This is a genomic window from Janthinobacterium sp. GW823-FHT01H08 (genome assembly GCF_058797855.1).
In genome coordinates, this window is the sequence record NZ_CM179504.1 from 2250215 (window position 1) to 2265444 (window position 15230).

Genomic DNA, 15230 nt, shown 5'->3' on the forward strand with positions numbered 1-15230 from the left:
CCGGCCGCCGGGTGTCAGCCCGGGCGGCCGGGCAGTATCAGGAATGACGCAAAGTCGGGCGCCACCGTGGTGGCAGCCCCTGTTTCGTGCGACCACAGCACGACCACCGGCTCGCCCGATGGACCCGTTTGCGCATAGTCAAAACAATAGTAATCGCCCGTGCCGAACTGGGCAAAGGGCAGCAGGGATGCGGCATCGCCGTCATCCGCATTCTCGAGCCACTCTTGCCAGTCGGTGCGGTAATGGCGTTCTATCGATTCCCACGTCTTGCGCGCATTAGCCGCGTCGTAGACGGGAAAGATGCTCAAGGCGCCCAGCGCGCGGCCATTGTTGACCAATAACCATTGCACGTAGGACGCGGGCAGCCCACGCCCCAGCGCCTGTTCGGCGGCGGTGATCGCGTCAGGCGTGGTGCCGATGGACTTGTTCTTGCTCATGTTGCAGGAAGGCGCGCCGGCTCAGGCGGCGACTGGCGGCGGGCCAGGCGGCGTACTGGCGCGCGGCGCTTTTTGCGGCGCCACCTTGCCGCCTTCGGCGATCCAGCGGCGATACACGCGCAGGGCCACTTGCGCATCGTCGGCCGCGTACAGGATCTGCTTTTCCGTCAGGCGCGACGTGGCCCAGTTGGTGGTGGAGATCTTTTTCGATTTCTGCAGGTGCAGGCCGAAAAATTTGGCCACGGCCGTCTTCGCGCCCAGGTCGTTGCGCTGGCCGCCGCGCAGGGCGACGGACAGGTCGAGCACCTGGGCTGGCGCGATGCCCAGCTTGTTGCGCAGGCGCTTGACGTCGTCGGACAGGCCAAAGCCCACCTTCAGGGTGGTGGTCGATTCGAGGATGGCTTTGAGTTCGGCCAGGGCCGGCGCCGGCGTGCTGCCCACCTGGAACAGGTAGGCGATGTCGTCGGTAGCCAGCTGGATCAGATGCGGTCCCGTGGAGGACTCGCCCTTCACAAAAGTAGGCTTTGATTCCGTATCGAAGCCGATGGCGTCCGCTGCCAGCAGGGCGGCCATGGCCGCCTGTGCATCATCGCTGGTACGTACCAGCTTGACGTGGTCGAGGGCGATGCCTTGATACGGGGGGAGTGGCGGTACGGCAGCTGTGTCCATGAAACCGGATCAGCCTTTGCGCGAGAATTTCGCGGTCAGCTGATTCAGTTTTTCAAGGCGCAAGCGGTTCGCTTCTTCGGCGGCCGCCGCGTCGCGCTCGGCTTTCTTGCGCTCGGCTTCCTTCTTGAAGCGCTGCTGCAAGACTTGCGTGGCGTGGTCGCGGTGCGTTTGCGTCACTTCCGCGCCGGCGGTGCCGTCGAGGTCGTAGCGGATTTTGGCTTTTTCCATCACGCGCAGGTAGCGCAGCGAACCCGTGTGGATGCCCAGCGCCGTGCGCATCAGCTTGCGGTCCAGGTCCGGCAGGCGCGCCAGGATCTGCTTGTCGATACCGATCGACAAGGGCAGGCAATCGCGGAATGGCGGGAATTGCTCCTGGAACTGCTTCAGCAGCGCGCGTGCGGTCAGGCCGGCAGGCGCCGGCGTGGTCGCTGCGGCCGGTGCCGCCGCTGGGGCTGCATCGACTGGCGTGTCAGGAGTGGTGGCTTGCTGGTCTGGCGTGGAGCTGGTCATCGACATCATTGGTTGGGCTATAAAAGGGGAGCATAGCACGCGCCACAGGCAAGTGCATTGTCTTTTTTGGCAACTTGCGCTGCAACAAGCGGGTCCGCCCTACAGCGGACACAGCGCGAAATACGGGAAATGTGTATAATGTCGGCTTGCGCTGATGACTGGACCCCGTTTTTGATGGTCTGGCTCAGGTGTGCAGGGGATAGGAGCAGTGCGGTGCAGGGCCATCATTATTGATATTTTTGATATCAGATATTTTGCTTATCAATTATCCAGATAACTGGCCTTCGTGCATAATCTTGCTCTCCGCTGTGTCTTCACTGAACAACAATAGATTCAAGCCCGTTCTGGTACGGGCTTTTTTTCATTCCGCAATGTACATCGCTTATTTATCTGACCCGGCTTCGGCCCCGCCGCTCCGCATGACGGATGCGCGGGCTTTGAACGTCCCGATAGACAGGCGCCGCTGCCGTTAACACGGCAGCCGCAACAATACGCTCCATCGAGTCCGGTTTCGCAGGCTTAGGTGGAATCATTCACTTCGCGCCGACACCATCTGGTCTCGCATTAAGAGATATCTCATGAAGAATACGCCAAAAACTTTAACGTTGTCCGCCAAGGCGCCACGCCCAGCCGCGGCGCCACTTGCCGTACCCAAAACGACTTTATCTTACTTCATCGATAATGCGCAAGCGAATCCGGAAGCCACCGTCACGACGGCGCCCACCGTCGTCACCGTGGTGAAGAAAAGCCGCTCGCGCCTGGCTGCCGTTCCGCCGGCCGATGCGGCTGCCGAAGCGCCAGCGGCGGCTGTCGAAGCCGTTGCCGAAGTGGCCGAGGTGGCCGACGCCGCACCGGCCAAAACGCCAAGCGTGAAGGTCGCCCCCGGCGCCAAGGCCCCGGCCGCGCCGCGCAAGGTCAGCGAAAGCGCCGCCACGAACAAGGTGGTGACGGCAGCCCGCTCGAAAGTCGTGCGCGCCAAGCCTGAGGCAGCGCCCGTGACCATCATCACCGGCGCGCAAGTGGTCAGCAAGACCACGGACGCCGATGCCCTGGCCGCCATCGACACCTCGAATTACTTCCTGCCGACCGTCAAGGTGCCAGGCCGCCGCGGCCGCAAGCCGAGCGAATTCACGCCGGAAAACGATGAAGTGGCAGCACTGAACGCCGTCGAGCGCGCCGAACTGAAGGCCGTGTCGAAAGCGCGCGACCGCAAGGCCAAGGGCGGCCTGGCGGACGCGCTGGGCGATCCGGAAGCATCGGCAGCGGACCTGGAACGCCGCCGCAAGCAGATCACGGGCTTGATCAACATGGGCAAGGAACGCGGTTTCCTCACCTACGCCGAGATCAATGACCAATTGCCGGAAAACATCATCGATCCGGAAGCGATCGAAGGCATCATCGCCACTTTCAACGACATGGGCATCGCCGTCTACGAGCGTGCCCCTGATGCGGAAAGCCTGTTGTTGACTGACAACGTCGCCACCGTCACCAGCGACGATGAAGTGGAAGCGGCTGCCGCCACTGCCCTGTCGACGGTCGACTCCGACTTCGGCCGCACCACCGACCCCGTGCGCATGTACATGCGTGAAATGGGCGCCGTGGCGCTGCTGACGCGCGAAGGCGAGATCGAGATCGCCAAGCGCATCGAAGGCGGCCTGAAAGACATGATCCAGGCTATTTCCGCCTGCCCCACCACGATCGGCGAAATCGTTGCGCTGTCGCAAAAAATTGCGCGCGATGAAATCAAGGTCGATGAAGTGGTCGACGGCTTTGTGGATTTGAACGAAAGCAATGCCCCGGCGCCGGCCGCCGCTCCCGCCGCCCCCGCCGCCAGCGGTGACGACGAGGAAGAGGAAGAGGAAGCCGAGGAAGAAGACGGCGACGCCAATGGCGGCGCGGCCGGTTTCTCCAGCGAGCAACTGGCCCAGCTGAAAAAGAATGCGTTGGAGAAATTCAACGTCATTTCCACGCAGTACGACAAGATGCGCAAGGCGCCCGAGGGTTACAACTCGAAAGCCTACATCAAGGCGCAGGAAGCCATTTCGCAGGAATTGCTGGGCATCCGCTTCACGGCCAAGGTCGTGGAAAAGCTGTGTGACACCCTGCGCGGCCAGATGGAAGAAGTGCGCCACATCGAGCGCGCCGTGCTGGAACTGTGCGTGAACAAATGCGGCATGCCGCGCGCCCACTTCATCAAAGTGTTCCCGGGCAATGAATGCGACCTGGAATGGGTCGACCGCGAAGTCGACTGCAAGTACCCGTACAGCGCCATCCTCAGCCGTAACGTGCCTGCCGTCAAGGAACTGCAAAAGAAGATGATCGACCTGCAAGCGCGCGTGGCCCTGCCGCTGGCGGACTTGCGCAAGATCAACAAGCAGATGGCTGCCGGCGAAAAGCGCGCGCGTCACGCGAAACGCGAAATGACGGTCGCCAACTTGCGTCTGGTGATTTCGATCGCCAAGAAATACATCAACCGCGGCTTGCAATTCCTCGACCTGATCCAGGAAGGCAACATCGGTCTGCTGAAGGCCGTCGATAAATTCGAATACCGCCGCGGCTACAAGTTCTCGACCTACGCCACCTGGTGGATACGCCAGGCGATCACGCGTTCGATCGCCGACATGGCCCGCACCATCCGCGTGCCGGTGCACATGATCGAAACGATCAACAAGATGAACCGCATCTCGCGCCAGATCATGCAGGAAACGGGTAGCGAGCCGGACCTGGCGACCCTGGCCGTCAAGATGGAAATGCCGGAAAACAAGGTGCGCGAAATCATGAAGATCGCGAAAGAGCCGATTTCCATGGAAACGCCGATGGGCGAAGATGGCGATTCGCAACTGGGCGACTTCATCGAAGACAACACGACGTTGGCGCCGCTGGACGCCGCGCTGCACGCATCGATGCGCAACGTGATCAAGGAAGTACTCGATTCCCTGACGCCGCGCGAAGCGAAAGTGCTGCGCATGCGTTACGGCGTGGAAATGTCGAACGACCACACGCTGGAAGAAGTGGGCAAGCAGTTCGACGTGACGCGCGAGCGCATCCGCCAGATCGAGGCGAAAGCCATGAGCAAGCTGCGTCAGCCTTCGCGTTCGGACAAGCTGAAGACTTTCCTGACGCAAAACTAAGCGGTCAGCAGGCAATAAAAAAAGAGGCGCAAGCCTCTTTTTTTCGTCCCTACCTGTGCCGATTTACAGAAAATGCGTGCGCTGTCCCAGCAGGCCGGCGCGCACGTGCCGGCGCGCGCGGAACAGGGCTGCGCCGCAGGCGGCGGCGATGACGGTCAGGAAGAACCAGTCCAGCGGGTTGCGGCGCGGCGGCGGCGGCGATGCTTGCGAGGGCACGGCGAAGGCCTGGAATTTATGCCCTGTGTAGACGGCGCCCACCACCAGGCCGGCGTCCGTGATCTTGTTGGTCAGGTACAGGCCGTCGTCGCGGCGGCGTACCGTCATCACGCCTTCCTTGTAGACAAAGGTCATCGGTTCAAAACCGTTGATGTTGACGCTGCCGACGACGTGCCCGGCCGCGTTGACGGCCGTGGCGTAGCTGTCGCCCTGGCCGATCAGGGCGCCCAGGTCCAGCATGCGCTTGCCATCCCAGGCAAACGCGTGCCAGCGGCGTTTTTCCGTTTCCGAGGCGCCCACGATCAGGCCCGCGTCATTGATGGCGGTGGCCGAGCTGATGCGCCCGCCGGGCAGGGTGCCGATTTCCTGCATGCCCGCGCCGGGGTGGTAGACGAAGGCGCGGCGGTAGCCATCGCCGCGCTGGGCCGTGCCCACCACCACGCCATGGCTGTTCAGGCCGCTGGCATAGCTGCTGGCGCCGCCCAGGGTGCCCAGGTCTTGCAGGCTGTGGTCGGCTTTTGTCACAAAGGCGTGGAAATCGCCGCCGCTCGTGTCGGCATAGCCGGCCACCTGGCCGCCTTGTGCGATGGCCGTGGCATAGCTGCTGGTACCGCCCAGGGTGCCCAGGTCGCGCATGCCGCCGGCCACGTCGTAGCGGAAGGCGTGCCAGGCACCGCTGGCCGTTTGCGCCGAACCGACCACCGCGCCATGGATATTGATGGCCTTGGTAAAACCTTCATCGCCGCCCAGGGTGCCCAGCTCGCGGAGGCGGCCATGCTGATACGTCACGGCGCGGCGCCGTCCTTCTTCTTCCATGATGATGCCGGCCACCAGGCCAGCCGGGTTCAGGTCGGATGCGATGCTGCCGTTGCCATCCCTTTCTCCAAAGCCCCGTTCGGCATAAATGGTGGCGCTGGCGCTGGAAACGGCGGCCAGCAGGAGCAGGCCGAGCAATGGGGCGGGGAGGCGGGAGAACCGTGTCAGCATGATAGTTTCCTCTAGGAAAAAACTTACTATACTTTTATTTGCCAAAAATGCATATCTAATTTGTTACTGTTTTTGGTAATGTTTGTGTTCGGGCATGGCCGGCATGGCGCGCCTGGCGGCATGGGGCAGGTAGATGGTCAGCACCGTGCCCCGGCCCGCCTGGCTGTCGATGCGCAGTTCGCCGCCCAGCGCGTGGACACGTTCGCGTATGCTTTTCAGGCCGAAGGCGGCCCGCTTGCCGTCGTCGCCCGGCTGCATGCCGATGCCGTTGTCGCTGATGCGCAGGATGATGGAATCCGCATCTTGCTCCAGCGCCACCTCCACTTCGCTGGCCTGGGCGTGGCGCACGATGTTCGACAGCGATTCCTGCAGCACGCGGAAGATGGCCGAGGTCTGGCGCTGATCGAGGCCCAGGTCCGGCACCTCGCTGTCGAGCGTGAGCCGGTAGCGGATGGCGCCGCGGCTTTCCATCTGGCGGAGCAGCCATTCGGCCGCCGGACCCAGTCCCAGTTCGAGGGTGCTGGGATGCAGGTCATTGATGATGGTGCGCACCGAGCGGATGGTGGTGTCGATGGTGTCGAGCACGCGCTGCGCGTGGCGGTGCAGGCGCGGATGGGTCTTGGCCGTGCGTGCGTGCAGCAGCGACACATCGATGCGCAGCACCATCAGGTTCTGGCCCAGGTCGTCATGAATGTCGAGCGCGATGCGCCGGCGTTCCTCTTCCTTGATCGTTTGCTGGTGGTCGCTCAGTTCGCGCAGCTGGGCCAGGGTGCGCTCCAGGTTTTCCTCGTTGCGCTTGCTGTCGGTGATGTCGATGGCCATGGCGATGATCATCTGCGGCCGCCCTTCGGCATCGAAGATGGGTTTCTTGTGTGTCTGCAGCAGGCGATTTTCCTGCAGCTGCGCATTCCATACCAGTTCTTCGCGTATCACCACCTTGCGGCTGGCAAACGCTTCCTGGTCCGCCGCGTGGAAGCCCACGTTCTGGTCGCTGGGAAAATGCTGCAAGTCGCGCCCTTCGGCAATGTCCTGCTGGTGCACGCCCCATTGCTGCTCGCAGGCCTGGTTCATCAGCACGATGCGCGAATCGGCATCTTTCAGGAACAGCGACAGGGGCATCATGGAGATGATGTCCTGCAGCCGTTCTTCGCTGCGCGCCAGGGCCGCTTCCGTTTGCGCGCGCATGGCGATTTCCGCCGATAGCTGGAGATTGACGTCGAGCAGCTGGGCCGTGCGCAGGGCCACGCGGCTTTCCAGTTCCGCATGGGCGACGCTCAATGCATGTTCGGCCCGCTTTTGTTCGGTGATGTCGCTGGCCAGCACGAGCGCGCCCGTCAGCGCGCCCTGCTGGTCGTACAGGCGGCGGCCGCTGATCATCGCCCAGCGTTCCGAACCGTCGCTGTGCCGGTATTGCAGTTCTCCCATGCAGCTATCCGTGGCTGTCTGGCGCAGCGGACACAGGCGCAGCAAGGTCGCCTCATCGTAGAATTCGCTCATTTTATGGCCCAGCAGCTTTTCCGCAGGCATATCGAGCATGTCGCACAGGCGCTGGTTGAGATGCAATATCGTGCCTTGCGCATCCGTTTGCCACATGCCGTCCTGCGCCGTCTCGCTCAGGTGGCGGTAGCGCATGGTGCTGGCATCGAGCTGCAAGCGCGTGCTGGCGAGGTGGGCGCGCAGCTTGCGCATCAGCCACATGGCCGTGCCGGCGGCTGCCGCCAGCAGCAGCAACAGCCAGATATGTTCCCAGGAGTCGAGCTCCTGCCAGGCCGCGCCGGCCAGCCAGCCCAGCACCACCAGGACGAGGGCGGCGCATGCCGTACTCAGCGTTTCAATCGACCATTTGCTCATACGCGTCCCTGGCGTCATCGTTGGCCGCTGCGGTGCACGTGGCGCCGGAGTGGGAAAAGTATTCGACGCTAGTGTAATACCAAATGTTGTTTTATTGAGAATATTTTTCCATTTGGAAAGCAAAAGGGCCGACCCTTGCGGTGCCGGCCCCTGCTTGCCGAAGGCAATGCGGCGCGATCAGCCCGTGTTGCGCAAGCCTGCCGCCACGCCGTTGATCGACAGCTGGATGCCGCGGTGCACCCGTTCATCGACTTTACTGGCGCTGGACAGGGCGCGGTTGCGCTTGATCAATTCCACCTGCAAATGGTTCAGCGGGTCGAGGTAGGCGAAGCGGTTCTGGATCGAGCGGGCCAGCAGCGGATTGCCCGCCAGGCGCTCGGTATTGCCGGTGATCAGCTCCAGGCAGCGCAAGGTGTTGCCATGCTCTTCCGTGATGCGCTTGTAGATGCGTTCGCGCAAGTCCTGGTCCGCCACCAGTTCCGCGTAGCGCGACGCGATGGCCAGGTCCGTCTTGGCCAGCACCATGTCCATGTTCGACAGCAGGGTGGCAAAGAACGGCCATTCGGCGTACATGGCGCGCAGGGTGGCGATCCTGTCATCCTTCGACGCTGGCTCGCCATCGTTGATCCACGCTTCGATGGCGCTGCCGAAGCCGAACCAGCCCGGCAGCAGCAAGCGGCACTGGCCCCAGGAAAAGCCCCAGGGAATGGCGCGCAAGTCTTCGATGCGCTGGTTGGCCTTGCGCGAGGCGGGGCGCGAACCGAGGTTCAGCTCGGCGATTTCCGCAATCGGCGTGGCCGAGAAGAAATACTCCGTAAAGCCCGGCGTTTCATACACGAGGTGGCGGTAGGCGTGATAGGCGAGGTCCGACAGCTGCGCCATCACGGCTTCGAATTGCGCCAGCTGGCCGTTGCGGGCCGGATTGGCTTCCTGCGGCGCCAGGCTCGCTTCCAGGGTGGCGGCGACCAGCAATTCCAGGTTGCGCCGGCCGATTTCCGCGTTGGAAAACTTCGAGGCGATGATTTCGCCCTGCTCCGTCAGGCGGATCTGGCCGTTGACGGTGCCCGGCGGCTGCGCCAGGATGGCTTCGTAGCTGGGTCCGCCGCCACGGCCCACCGTGCCGCCGCGGCCATGGAACAGGCGCAGCTTGACGCCTGCCTTCTGGAAATCCGCCACCAATGCCAGTTCCGCCTTGTACAGTTCCCAGTTCGACGTGAGAAAACCGCCATCCTTGTTCGAATCGGAATAGCCGAGCATGACTTCCTGCAACTGTCCCTGCTTGGCGATCAATTGCTTGACCAGCGGCAAGGCCATGAGCTGGCTCATGATGCCGGCCGCGCGCTGCAGGTCGGGGATGGTCTCGAACAGGGGGATGACCATCAGCTCGCACGTGCTGTCGCCGTCGCCCCCGGCCTGCCAGTCGGTGCGCAGCAAGCCTGTTTCCTTTTGCAGCAGCAGTACTTCCAGCAAGTCGGACACGGTTTCCGTGTGCGAGATGATGTAGTTGCGGATGGCCCGCGCGCCGTAGCGCTGGCGGATGTCGCGCGCCGCGCGCAGGATGGCCAGTTCGGAATCCGTTTCCGTGGCGTAGGCGATGTAGGGCGAGTACAGCAGGCGCGGCTGGGCCAGTTCGCTCAGCAGCAGCGCCTGCTTGTCTTCCTCGGACAGGGTCGTGTAGTCGGCGGCCACGCCGCTTTTCGCGAACAGGTCGGCCAGCACGCGCTCGTGCACGTCGGAAGTCTGGCGCATGTCGAGCGACGCCAGGTGGAAGCCGAAGATGTCGGCCGCGCGCGCCAGGGTCGCCAGGCGCGGGCGCACGAGGGCCGCGCCGTGGTGCGACTCGAGCGAGGCGACGATGGTGCGCAAGTCGGCCACAAAGGCGGCCGCGTCAGGATAGGGGGCGGCCGCGCCCACTTCCTTGCGCAGGATGTTGGTGGCGCCCAGCGCGCGGGCCGTGGCGGCCAGGCGCGCATAGATGCCGATCAGGGCGCGGCGGTACGGTTCGTCGCTGCGGTGCGGCGAGGCGTCCGGCGACTGGTCGGCCAGCGCCTGCAGTTCGGCGCTCACGCCCACCATCAGGGTCGAGACGGACAGTTCCGCGCCCAGCGCGTGCACTTCGTCGAGGTAAAAGTCGAGGATGGTGGTGGCGTGGCGCGCCAGCGCGTGCTGCATGGTGCCCGCGTTGACGTTGGGGTTGCCGTCGCGGTCGCCGCCGATCCAGCTGCCCATCTGCACGTAGGCGGCATTGATCGGCTCGATCGTGCCGTTGCCGTTCGGGTACTCGGCGGCGATGTCTTCCTCGATGTCGTCGTACAGGCCCGGCAGTTCGCGCAGGAAGGTGATGCGGTAGTAGGACAGGGCGTTTTCGATTTCGTCAGCCACCGTCAGCTTCGAGTAGCGCAGCATGCGCGTCTGCCACAGGGTGGCCACGCGCGAGCGCAGCAGCTGCATGTTGGCCTGCCGTTCCTTCGGCGTCTGCGGCAGGTCGCGCTCGGCCAGCAGGCGGGCGATGTCGTGCTCGGCGTCGAGGATGCTCTTGCGCTGCACTTCCGTCGGGTGGGCCGTCAGCACGGGCGCGATCAGGGCGTCCTGGAAAAAGGTGTCGACGGTCTTGCGCGGCACGCCGGCGGCGCGCAGTTTTTTCAGCGCGAAGCTGACGCTGCCCTTTTGCGCCGGCGAGCCGGCCAGCAGGTGGGCGCGGCGGCGGCGGATGTGGTGCTGGTCTTCCGCGATGTTGGCCAGGTGCGAAAAATAGGAAAACGCGCGCACGACGGAAATCGTCTGTTCGCGGCTCAGTTCCTTGAGCATGGCGTCGAGTTCCAGCGCCGCGTCGGCGTCCGCTTCGCGGCGGAAGCGCACGGAAGTCTGGCGTATGGTTTCCACCACATTGAAGACGGCGTCGCCTTCCTGTTCGCGCAGCACGTCGCCCAGCAGGCGGCCCAGCAAGCGGATATCTTCTTTCAGCGGCGCGTCCTTGTCGGAGCCGGCCGCTGGAACTATTTCTGGTGCTACTGCGTCATTGAGCATAATAAAGAACCAAAGTAAGTGTAAAAGCAAGGGAATGTGGATCGCACCGGGCGTTTGGCCGCAGAGGGGAGGGGGCGCATGATAAAATTTGTGGTCTTCAACATGGACGCTAGCCTGACTTGGCCTTCTAGGCTAAGGGATAACGATTATAGCGAGGCCGGGCGCCATTCCGATACAAATTGATATCGGACGGGCGAATTGGCAACGACAACGACAGCCACAGCGAAAGAACTTGTTTTGAAAGCATCCGAATTGACCCAAAATATTCCTTCCCGCCTGGTGATCGCCACGCGCGAGAGCCGCCTTGCCATGTGGCAAGCCGAACACGTGCGTGCGCGCCTGGCCGCCCTGTATCCGCAGTGTAGCGTTGAAATTCTCGGCATGACCACACGCGGCGACCAGATTCTGGACCGCGCCCTGTCCAAGGTAGGCGGCAAGGGCCTGTTCGTCAAGGAACTGGAAGTGGCGATGGAAGAGGGCCGCGCCGACCTGGCCGTGCATTCGCTCAAAGACGTGCCGATGGAGTTGCCGGCAGGCTTTGCCCTGGCCGCCATCCTCGAGCGCGAAGACCCGCGCGACGCGTTCGTGTCCAACGATTACGCCAGCCTGGCCGAGCTGCCGCACGGCGCCGTCGTCGGCACCAGCAGCCTGCGCCGTCAGTCGCTGATCGCCGCGCGCTACCCGCACCTGACGATTCTGCCCCTGCGCGGCAACCTCGACACGCGCTTGGGCAAGCTGGACCGTGGCGATTACGCCGCCATCATCCTGGCCGCCGCCGGCCTGAAACGCCTGGGCCTGGCGTCGCGCATCCGCGCCGTGCTGGCGCCGGAAGACAGCCTGCCTGCCGCCGGCCAGGGCGCCATGGCGATCGAGGTGCGCGCCGGTCGCGCCGACGGCGTCGACATGACGGCCCTGCTGGCGCCGCTGAACCATATTGATACGGCGCAAGCCGTCACGGCCGAGCGCAAGGTGTCGAAGATCTTCGGCGGCAGCTGCCAGATTCCGCTGGCCGCGTTTGCCACTGTCGAAGGCGACAGCATGCGCTTGCGCGCCATGGTCGCCACGCCGGACGGCGCGCGCATGGCCAGCGCCGAGTTCGAAGGCCCGGCCAGCGCGCCGGAGCTGCTGGGCGAACAGGTGGCCGAGCTGCTGCGCGCACAGGATGCCGCCGGCATCCTCGCCTCGTGCGCCATTACGCCCGACAACCATGAAGGCCTGGCGCCGCATGCCTGACACGGTGGTGATCACGCGGCCCGCGGCGCAAGCGGGGCCGCTGGCCGCCAGGATCGCGGCGCTGGGCTGGCCCGTGACCCTGCTGCCGCTGCTGGAAATCCACGCGCTCGACGGCGCAGATGAATGCGCGCAGCTGCAAGCCGTGCTGGCGCGCCTGGCGGAATATGACCTGGTGGCCTTCGTCTCGCCGAACGCCATCGATTGCGTCTTTGCGCACCTGTCCGCCTGGCCGCCAGGCGTGCCGCTGGCCGTCGTGGGCGAGGGCAGCCGGATGGCCTTGGCCGCGCATGGCGTCACGGATGCGAATGCCAGCATCACCAGTCCGCTCGACACGGCGCGCAGCGATTCCGAACATTTATTGCTGGCGCTGGACTTGCCGGCCCTGCGCGGCAAGCGCGTGCTGATCGTGCGCGGCGACGGCGGGCGCGATTACCTGGCCGAGGGCTTGCGCGCCGCTGGCGCCGAAGTCGAGTTCGTCACAGCCTACCGCCGCCAGGTGCCCAAGCTGACGCCGGCCTTGCGGGCGACCCTGGAAAAGCTGTTGCAGCATAATAATGACTGGATCATCACCAGCTCGGAAGCGCTGCGCGGTTTGCTGGCGCTTCTTGAGGAATTGGATGCTGAAAAGACGGCTGTTGTGAAAATGCAACAGCAACATCTGATCGTGCCGCACGCCCGCATTGCACAAACGGCGGCGGCCCTGGGTTTTGCCCGTGTCACCCTGACAGGATCAGGCGACGCAGGAGTGCTCGCCGCGTTACAATCACGACCATGAACGAAATGCCTACACTCTCCGAACCGAATGCAACGCCTGGCAGCGCCGTGAAGACGGCGCCGCAGGCGGCCGACCAACCTGCCGGCCGCGCGCCGACCTTGCTGGAACAGCTGCAAAAGCCCATGAGCATCGCCGTCATCGTGCTGGCCGTGCTGCTGGCGGCGCAAAGCTGGTCGTCCAGCAAGCAGATCCGCAACCTGCGCGAAGAAGTGGCCAAGCGCCTGCAAAAGGGCGATGTCAGCAACGCCGAAACGGGCGTGCTGGCGCGCACCGTGCAAGAAGGCACGAAAGAGCTGGAAATCAAGGTGGGTGCGCTGGAAAACCGCCAGAGCGAAACGCAAAGCCAGCAGCTGGCCCTGGAACAGCTGTATAACGACTTGTCGAAGAACCGCGACGAGTGGGCGCTGACGGAAATCGAGCAAGTGCTGTCGACGGCCAGCCAGCAGCTGCAACTGGCCGGCAACGTGCCCGGCGCGCTGATCGCCCTGCAAAACGCGGACCGCAGCCTGTCGCGTTCCGACAAGCCGCAATTCATCACCATCCGCCGCGCCATCGGGCGCGACATGGAAAAACTCAAGGCCCTGCCCAGCGTCGATTCGACGGGCGTGGCCCTGCGCCTCGACGCCGTGATCGCCCAGGTCGATTCCTTGCCGATGCTGTCCGACGAAACGCCGGCCTTGCCGGCCGCGCCGGAAAAACCGGGCAAGGCCAAGTCCGTGCGCGATGCCAGCGGCAAGCTGGTGGGTCCGCCGGCGCCGGAACCGCTGCTGCAAAAGGTGCGCGACGGCTTCAATACCTGGAGCGGCGACATGTGGGCCGACGTGCGTCAATTGATCCGTATCCGCCGGGTCGATACGCCGGAAGCGCTGATGCTGTCGCCGACGCAATCGTATTTCTTGCGCGAAAACGTCAAGCTGCGCTTGCTCAATGCCCGCATGGCCTTGTTGTCGCGCAATGAAACGGCGTTCCGCAACGACTTGATCGCCGCGCAGGATGCGCTGGCCAAGTATTTCGACACCCGCGCCAAGAGCACGCAGACGGCGCAAGCCCTGCTGCGCCAGGTGCAGGGCAGCAATCTGGCCATCGAAATGCCAACCTTGTCCGACAGCCTGACTGCTGTGCGCAACTACAAAGCGAAGTCCTGAGCCCATGCGTCTATTTCTCTGGTTACTCGCCCTGATGGCCGCGGCGATCGGTATCGCCGTGACGGCCCGTTTCAACCCTGGCAACGTGGTGCTGTTCTATCCGCCATACCGCATCGATTTGTCGCTGAACTTCTTCCTGCTGCTGCAGGTCGTGCTGTTCGTGCTGCTGTACCTGCTGGTGCGCGCCGTGCGCGCCACCGTGCGCATGCCGGCGCAAGTGGCGGCCTACCGCCAGCGCAAGCGTGAGCGCGATGGCAACAAGGGTTTGCGCGAAGCCTTGAAAGCCCTGTTCGAAGGCCGTTTCGGCCATGCCGAGAAGGCCGCCCTGCGCGCCGCCGAACTGGACGAAAACGCCGGCCTGGCCGCGCTGATCGGCGCGCGCGCCGCGCACCGCATGCGCCAGTCCGAACGCCGCGACAGCTGGCTGGCCCGCGTCGAAGGCGACGCCAGCCTGAAGACGGCCCGTCTGATGACGGTGACGGAATTGCTGGTCGACGACCACCAGCCGGAAGCGGCGCTGGCCGCCGTGCGCGAACTCAACGCCAGCGGCACTCGCCATATCCACGCGCTGCAATGGTCGCTGAAAGCCGAGCAGCAGGCGAAGAACTGGCCGGAAGTGCTGCGCCTCGTGCGTTCGCTCGACAAGCACCGCGCCCTGCATCCGGCCCTGTCGTCGCGCCTGCGCGAACTGGCTTACGACCATTTGCTGTCCGACCCGTCGCATGATGCGGAATCGCTGATGCGTGTATGGTCCACCGTGCCCGGCAGCGACCGGGTCAAGCCGTATATCGCCTGCCGCGCCGCCACGGCCCTGAATGCGCGCGGCCTGCATGACGAAGCGCGCCTCGTGTGCGAAGAGTCGCTGGCCGCCGACTGGGACGAGCGCGTCGTGCGCGCCTACCGCGAAGCGGCGGCCCCGAGCGGCACGCCGGCCCTGCTGCTGCAGATCGAGCATTGCGAGCAATGGCTGAAACAGCGTCCGCTCGATGCGGAACTGGCGCTGACCCTCGGTACCTTGTGCCTCAAGCAAAAACTGTGGGGCAAGGCCCAGCGCCACCTGGAGCAGGCTTTGTCGGACGCCAACGAGCCGCAGATGGTGCGCGACGCCCACCTGAAGCTGGCGCAGATGCACGATGCCTTGCAGCAGACGGAACAGGCCGCCGCCCATTACCGGCAGTGCGCGCTGGCCACCATCCTGTAAGCCTTGTAGGCCATTTCTCCAGACGTAAAAAAGCCGTTCAGTGCAGAC

11 protein-coding genes are annotated in these 15230 nt (G+C 64.1%); 5 read left to right on the forward strand and 6 right to left on the reverse strand.

Annotation, left to right across the window (positions count from 1 at the left end; all coding sequences use genetic code 11):
- Nucleotides 1-14: 14 nt before the first annotated feature.
- Genes AC3RCG_RS10110 through AC3RCG_RS10120 form a run of 3 tightly spaced genes read right to left on the reverse strand, consistent with a single transcriptional unit; the run spans nt 15 to nt 1625 of the window.
- Nucleotides 15-437, reverse strand: a complete 423-nt coding sequence (locus AC3RCG_RS10110) for an SMI1/KNR4 family protein (RefSeq protein ID WP_492405579.1) — start codon at nt 435-437, stop codon at nt 15-17.
- A gap of 21 nt (nt 438-458) precedes the next feature.
- Nucleotides 459-1106, reverse strand: coding sequence for a 3'-5' exonuclease (locus AC3RCG_RS10115; RefSeq protein WP_099410702.1), 648 nt, complete (start codon nt 1104-1106; stop codon nt 459-461).
- A gap of 9 nt (nt 1107-1115) precedes the next feature.
- On the reverse strand, nt 1116-1625 hold the full coding sequence (locus tag AC3RCG_RS10120; protein WP_070224995.1) for a ProQ/FINO family protein: 510 nt from the start codon (nt 1623-1625) through the stop codon (nt 1116-1118).
- Nucleotides 1626-2194: 569 nt separating this feature from the next.
- Between AC3RCG_RS10120 and rpoD the strand changes: the two genes are divergently transcribed.
- Entirely contained in the window at nt 2195-4747 is a 2553-nt protein-coding gene (gene rpoD, locus AC3RCG_RS10125) for an RNA polymerase sigma factor RpoD (RefSeq protein ID WP_492405582.1), read from the forward strand.
- Nucleotides 4748-4810: 63 nt separating this feature from the next.
- Here the strand turns inward: rpoD and AC3RCG_RS10130 are convergent, their stop codons facing one another.
- The 3 genes from AC3RCG_RS10130 to ppc all read right to left on the reverse strand — a co-directional run bounded on the left by AC3RCG_RS10130 (nt 4811) and on the right by ppc (nt 10828).
- Nucleotides 4811-5950: an HAF repeat-containing protein gene (locus tag AC3RCG_RS10130; protein WP_492405584.1), complete on the reverse strand. Its 1140-nt coding sequence runs from the start codon at nt 5948-5950 to the stop codon at nt 4811-4813.
- Between the two features lie 63 nt (nt 5951-6013).
- Nucleotides 6014-7801 carry a PAS domain-containing sensor histidine kinase gene (locus tag AC3RCG_RS10135; RefSeq protein ID WP_492405586.1) on the reverse strand — a complete coding sequence of 596 codons (1788 nt, stop codon included), beginning with the start codon at nt 7799-7801 and terminating at the stop codon, nt 6014-6016.
- A 177-nt stretch (nt 7802-7978) separates the two neighbouring features.
- Nucleotides 7979-10828 (reverse strand): phosphoenolpyruvate carboxylase, encoded by a 2850-nt coding sequence (gene ppc / locus AC3RCG_RS10140; RefSeq protein WP_492405588.1) that lies wholly within the window; start codon nt 10826-10828, stop codon nt 7979-7981.
- A 237-nt stretch (nt 10829-11065) separates the two neighbouring features.
- On the opposite strand from ppc, the gene hemC reads away from it, so the two are divergent.
- From hemC to AC3RCG_RS10160, 4 genes are read left to right on the forward strand one after another with little or no spacing between them, the layout of a single operon-like run.
- Nucleotides 11066-12061 carry a hydroxymethylbilane synthase gene (gene hemC / locus AC3RCG_RS10145; protein ID WP_409026811.1) on the forward strand — a complete coding sequence of 332 codons (996 nt, stop codon included), beginning with the start codon at nt 11066-11068 and terminating at the stop codon, nt 12059-12061.
- Nucleotides 12054-12836: a uroporphyrinogen-III synthase gene (locus AC3RCG_RS10150; protein WP_492405620.1), complete on the forward strand. Its 783-nt coding sequence runs from the start codon at nt 12054-12056 to the stop codon at nt 12834-12836. Before hemC ends, AC3RCG_RS10150 begins: the two co-directional genes overlap by 8 nt.
- Nucleotides 12833-13981 (forward strand): uroporphyrinogen-III C-methyltransferase, encoded by a 1149-nt coding sequence (locus AC3RCG_RS10155; RefSeq protein ID WP_070224999.1) that lies wholly within the window; start codon nt 12833-12835, stop codon nt 13979-13981. Before AC3RCG_RS10150 ends, AC3RCG_RS10155 begins: the two co-directional genes overlap by 4 nt.
- 4 nt (nt 13982-13985) lie before the next feature.
- On the forward strand, nt 13986-15182 hold the full coding sequence (locus tag AC3RCG_RS10160; RefSeq protein WP_492405591.1) for a heme biosynthesis protein HemY: 1197 nt from the start codon (nt 13986-13988) through the stop codon (nt 15180-15182).
- The last annotated feature ends 48 nt before the right edge of the window (nt 15183-15230 follow it).

Coding starts and splice junctions, on each gene's coding strand:
- AC3RCG_RS10110 (WP_492405579.1), bottom strand. CDS start 437: ATGAGCAAGAACAAGTCCATCGGCACCACGCCTGACGCGATCACCGCC.
- AC3RCG_RS10115 (WP_099410702.1), bottom strand. CDS start 1,106: ATGGACACAGCTGCCGTACCGCCACTCCCCCCGTATCAAGGCATCGCC.
- AC3RCG_RS10120 (WP_070224995.1), bottom strand. CDS start 1,625: ATGATGTCGATGACCAGCTCCACGCCAGACCAGCAAGCCACCACTCCT.
- rpoD (WP_492405582.1), top strand. CDS start 2,195: ATGAAGAATACGCCAAAAACTTTAACGTTGTCCGCCAAGGCGCCACGC.
- AC3RCG_RS10130 (WP_492405584.1), bottom strand. CDS start 5,950: ATGCTGACACGGTTCTCCCGCCTCCCCGCCCCATTGCTCGGCCTGCTC.
- AC3RCG_RS10135 (WP_492405586.1), bottom strand. CDS start 7,801: ATGAGCAAATGGTCGATTGAAACGCTGAGTACGGCATGCGCCGCCCTC.
- ppc (WP_492405588.1), bottom strand. CDS start 10,828: ATGCTCAATGACGCAGTAGCACCAGAAATAGTTCCAGCGGCCGGCTCC.
- AC3RCG_RS10150 (WP_492405620.1), top strand. CDS start 12,054: ATGCCTGACACGGTGGTGATCACGCGGCCCGCGGCGCAAGCGGGGCCG.
- AC3RCG_RS10155 (WP_070224999.1), top strand. CDS start 12,833: ATGAACGAAATGCCTACACTCTCCGAACCGAATGCAACGCCTGGCAGC.
- AC3RCG_RS10160 (WP_492405591.1), top strand. CDS start 13,986: ATGCGTCTATTTCTCTGGTTACTCGCCCTGATGGCCGCGGCGATCGGT.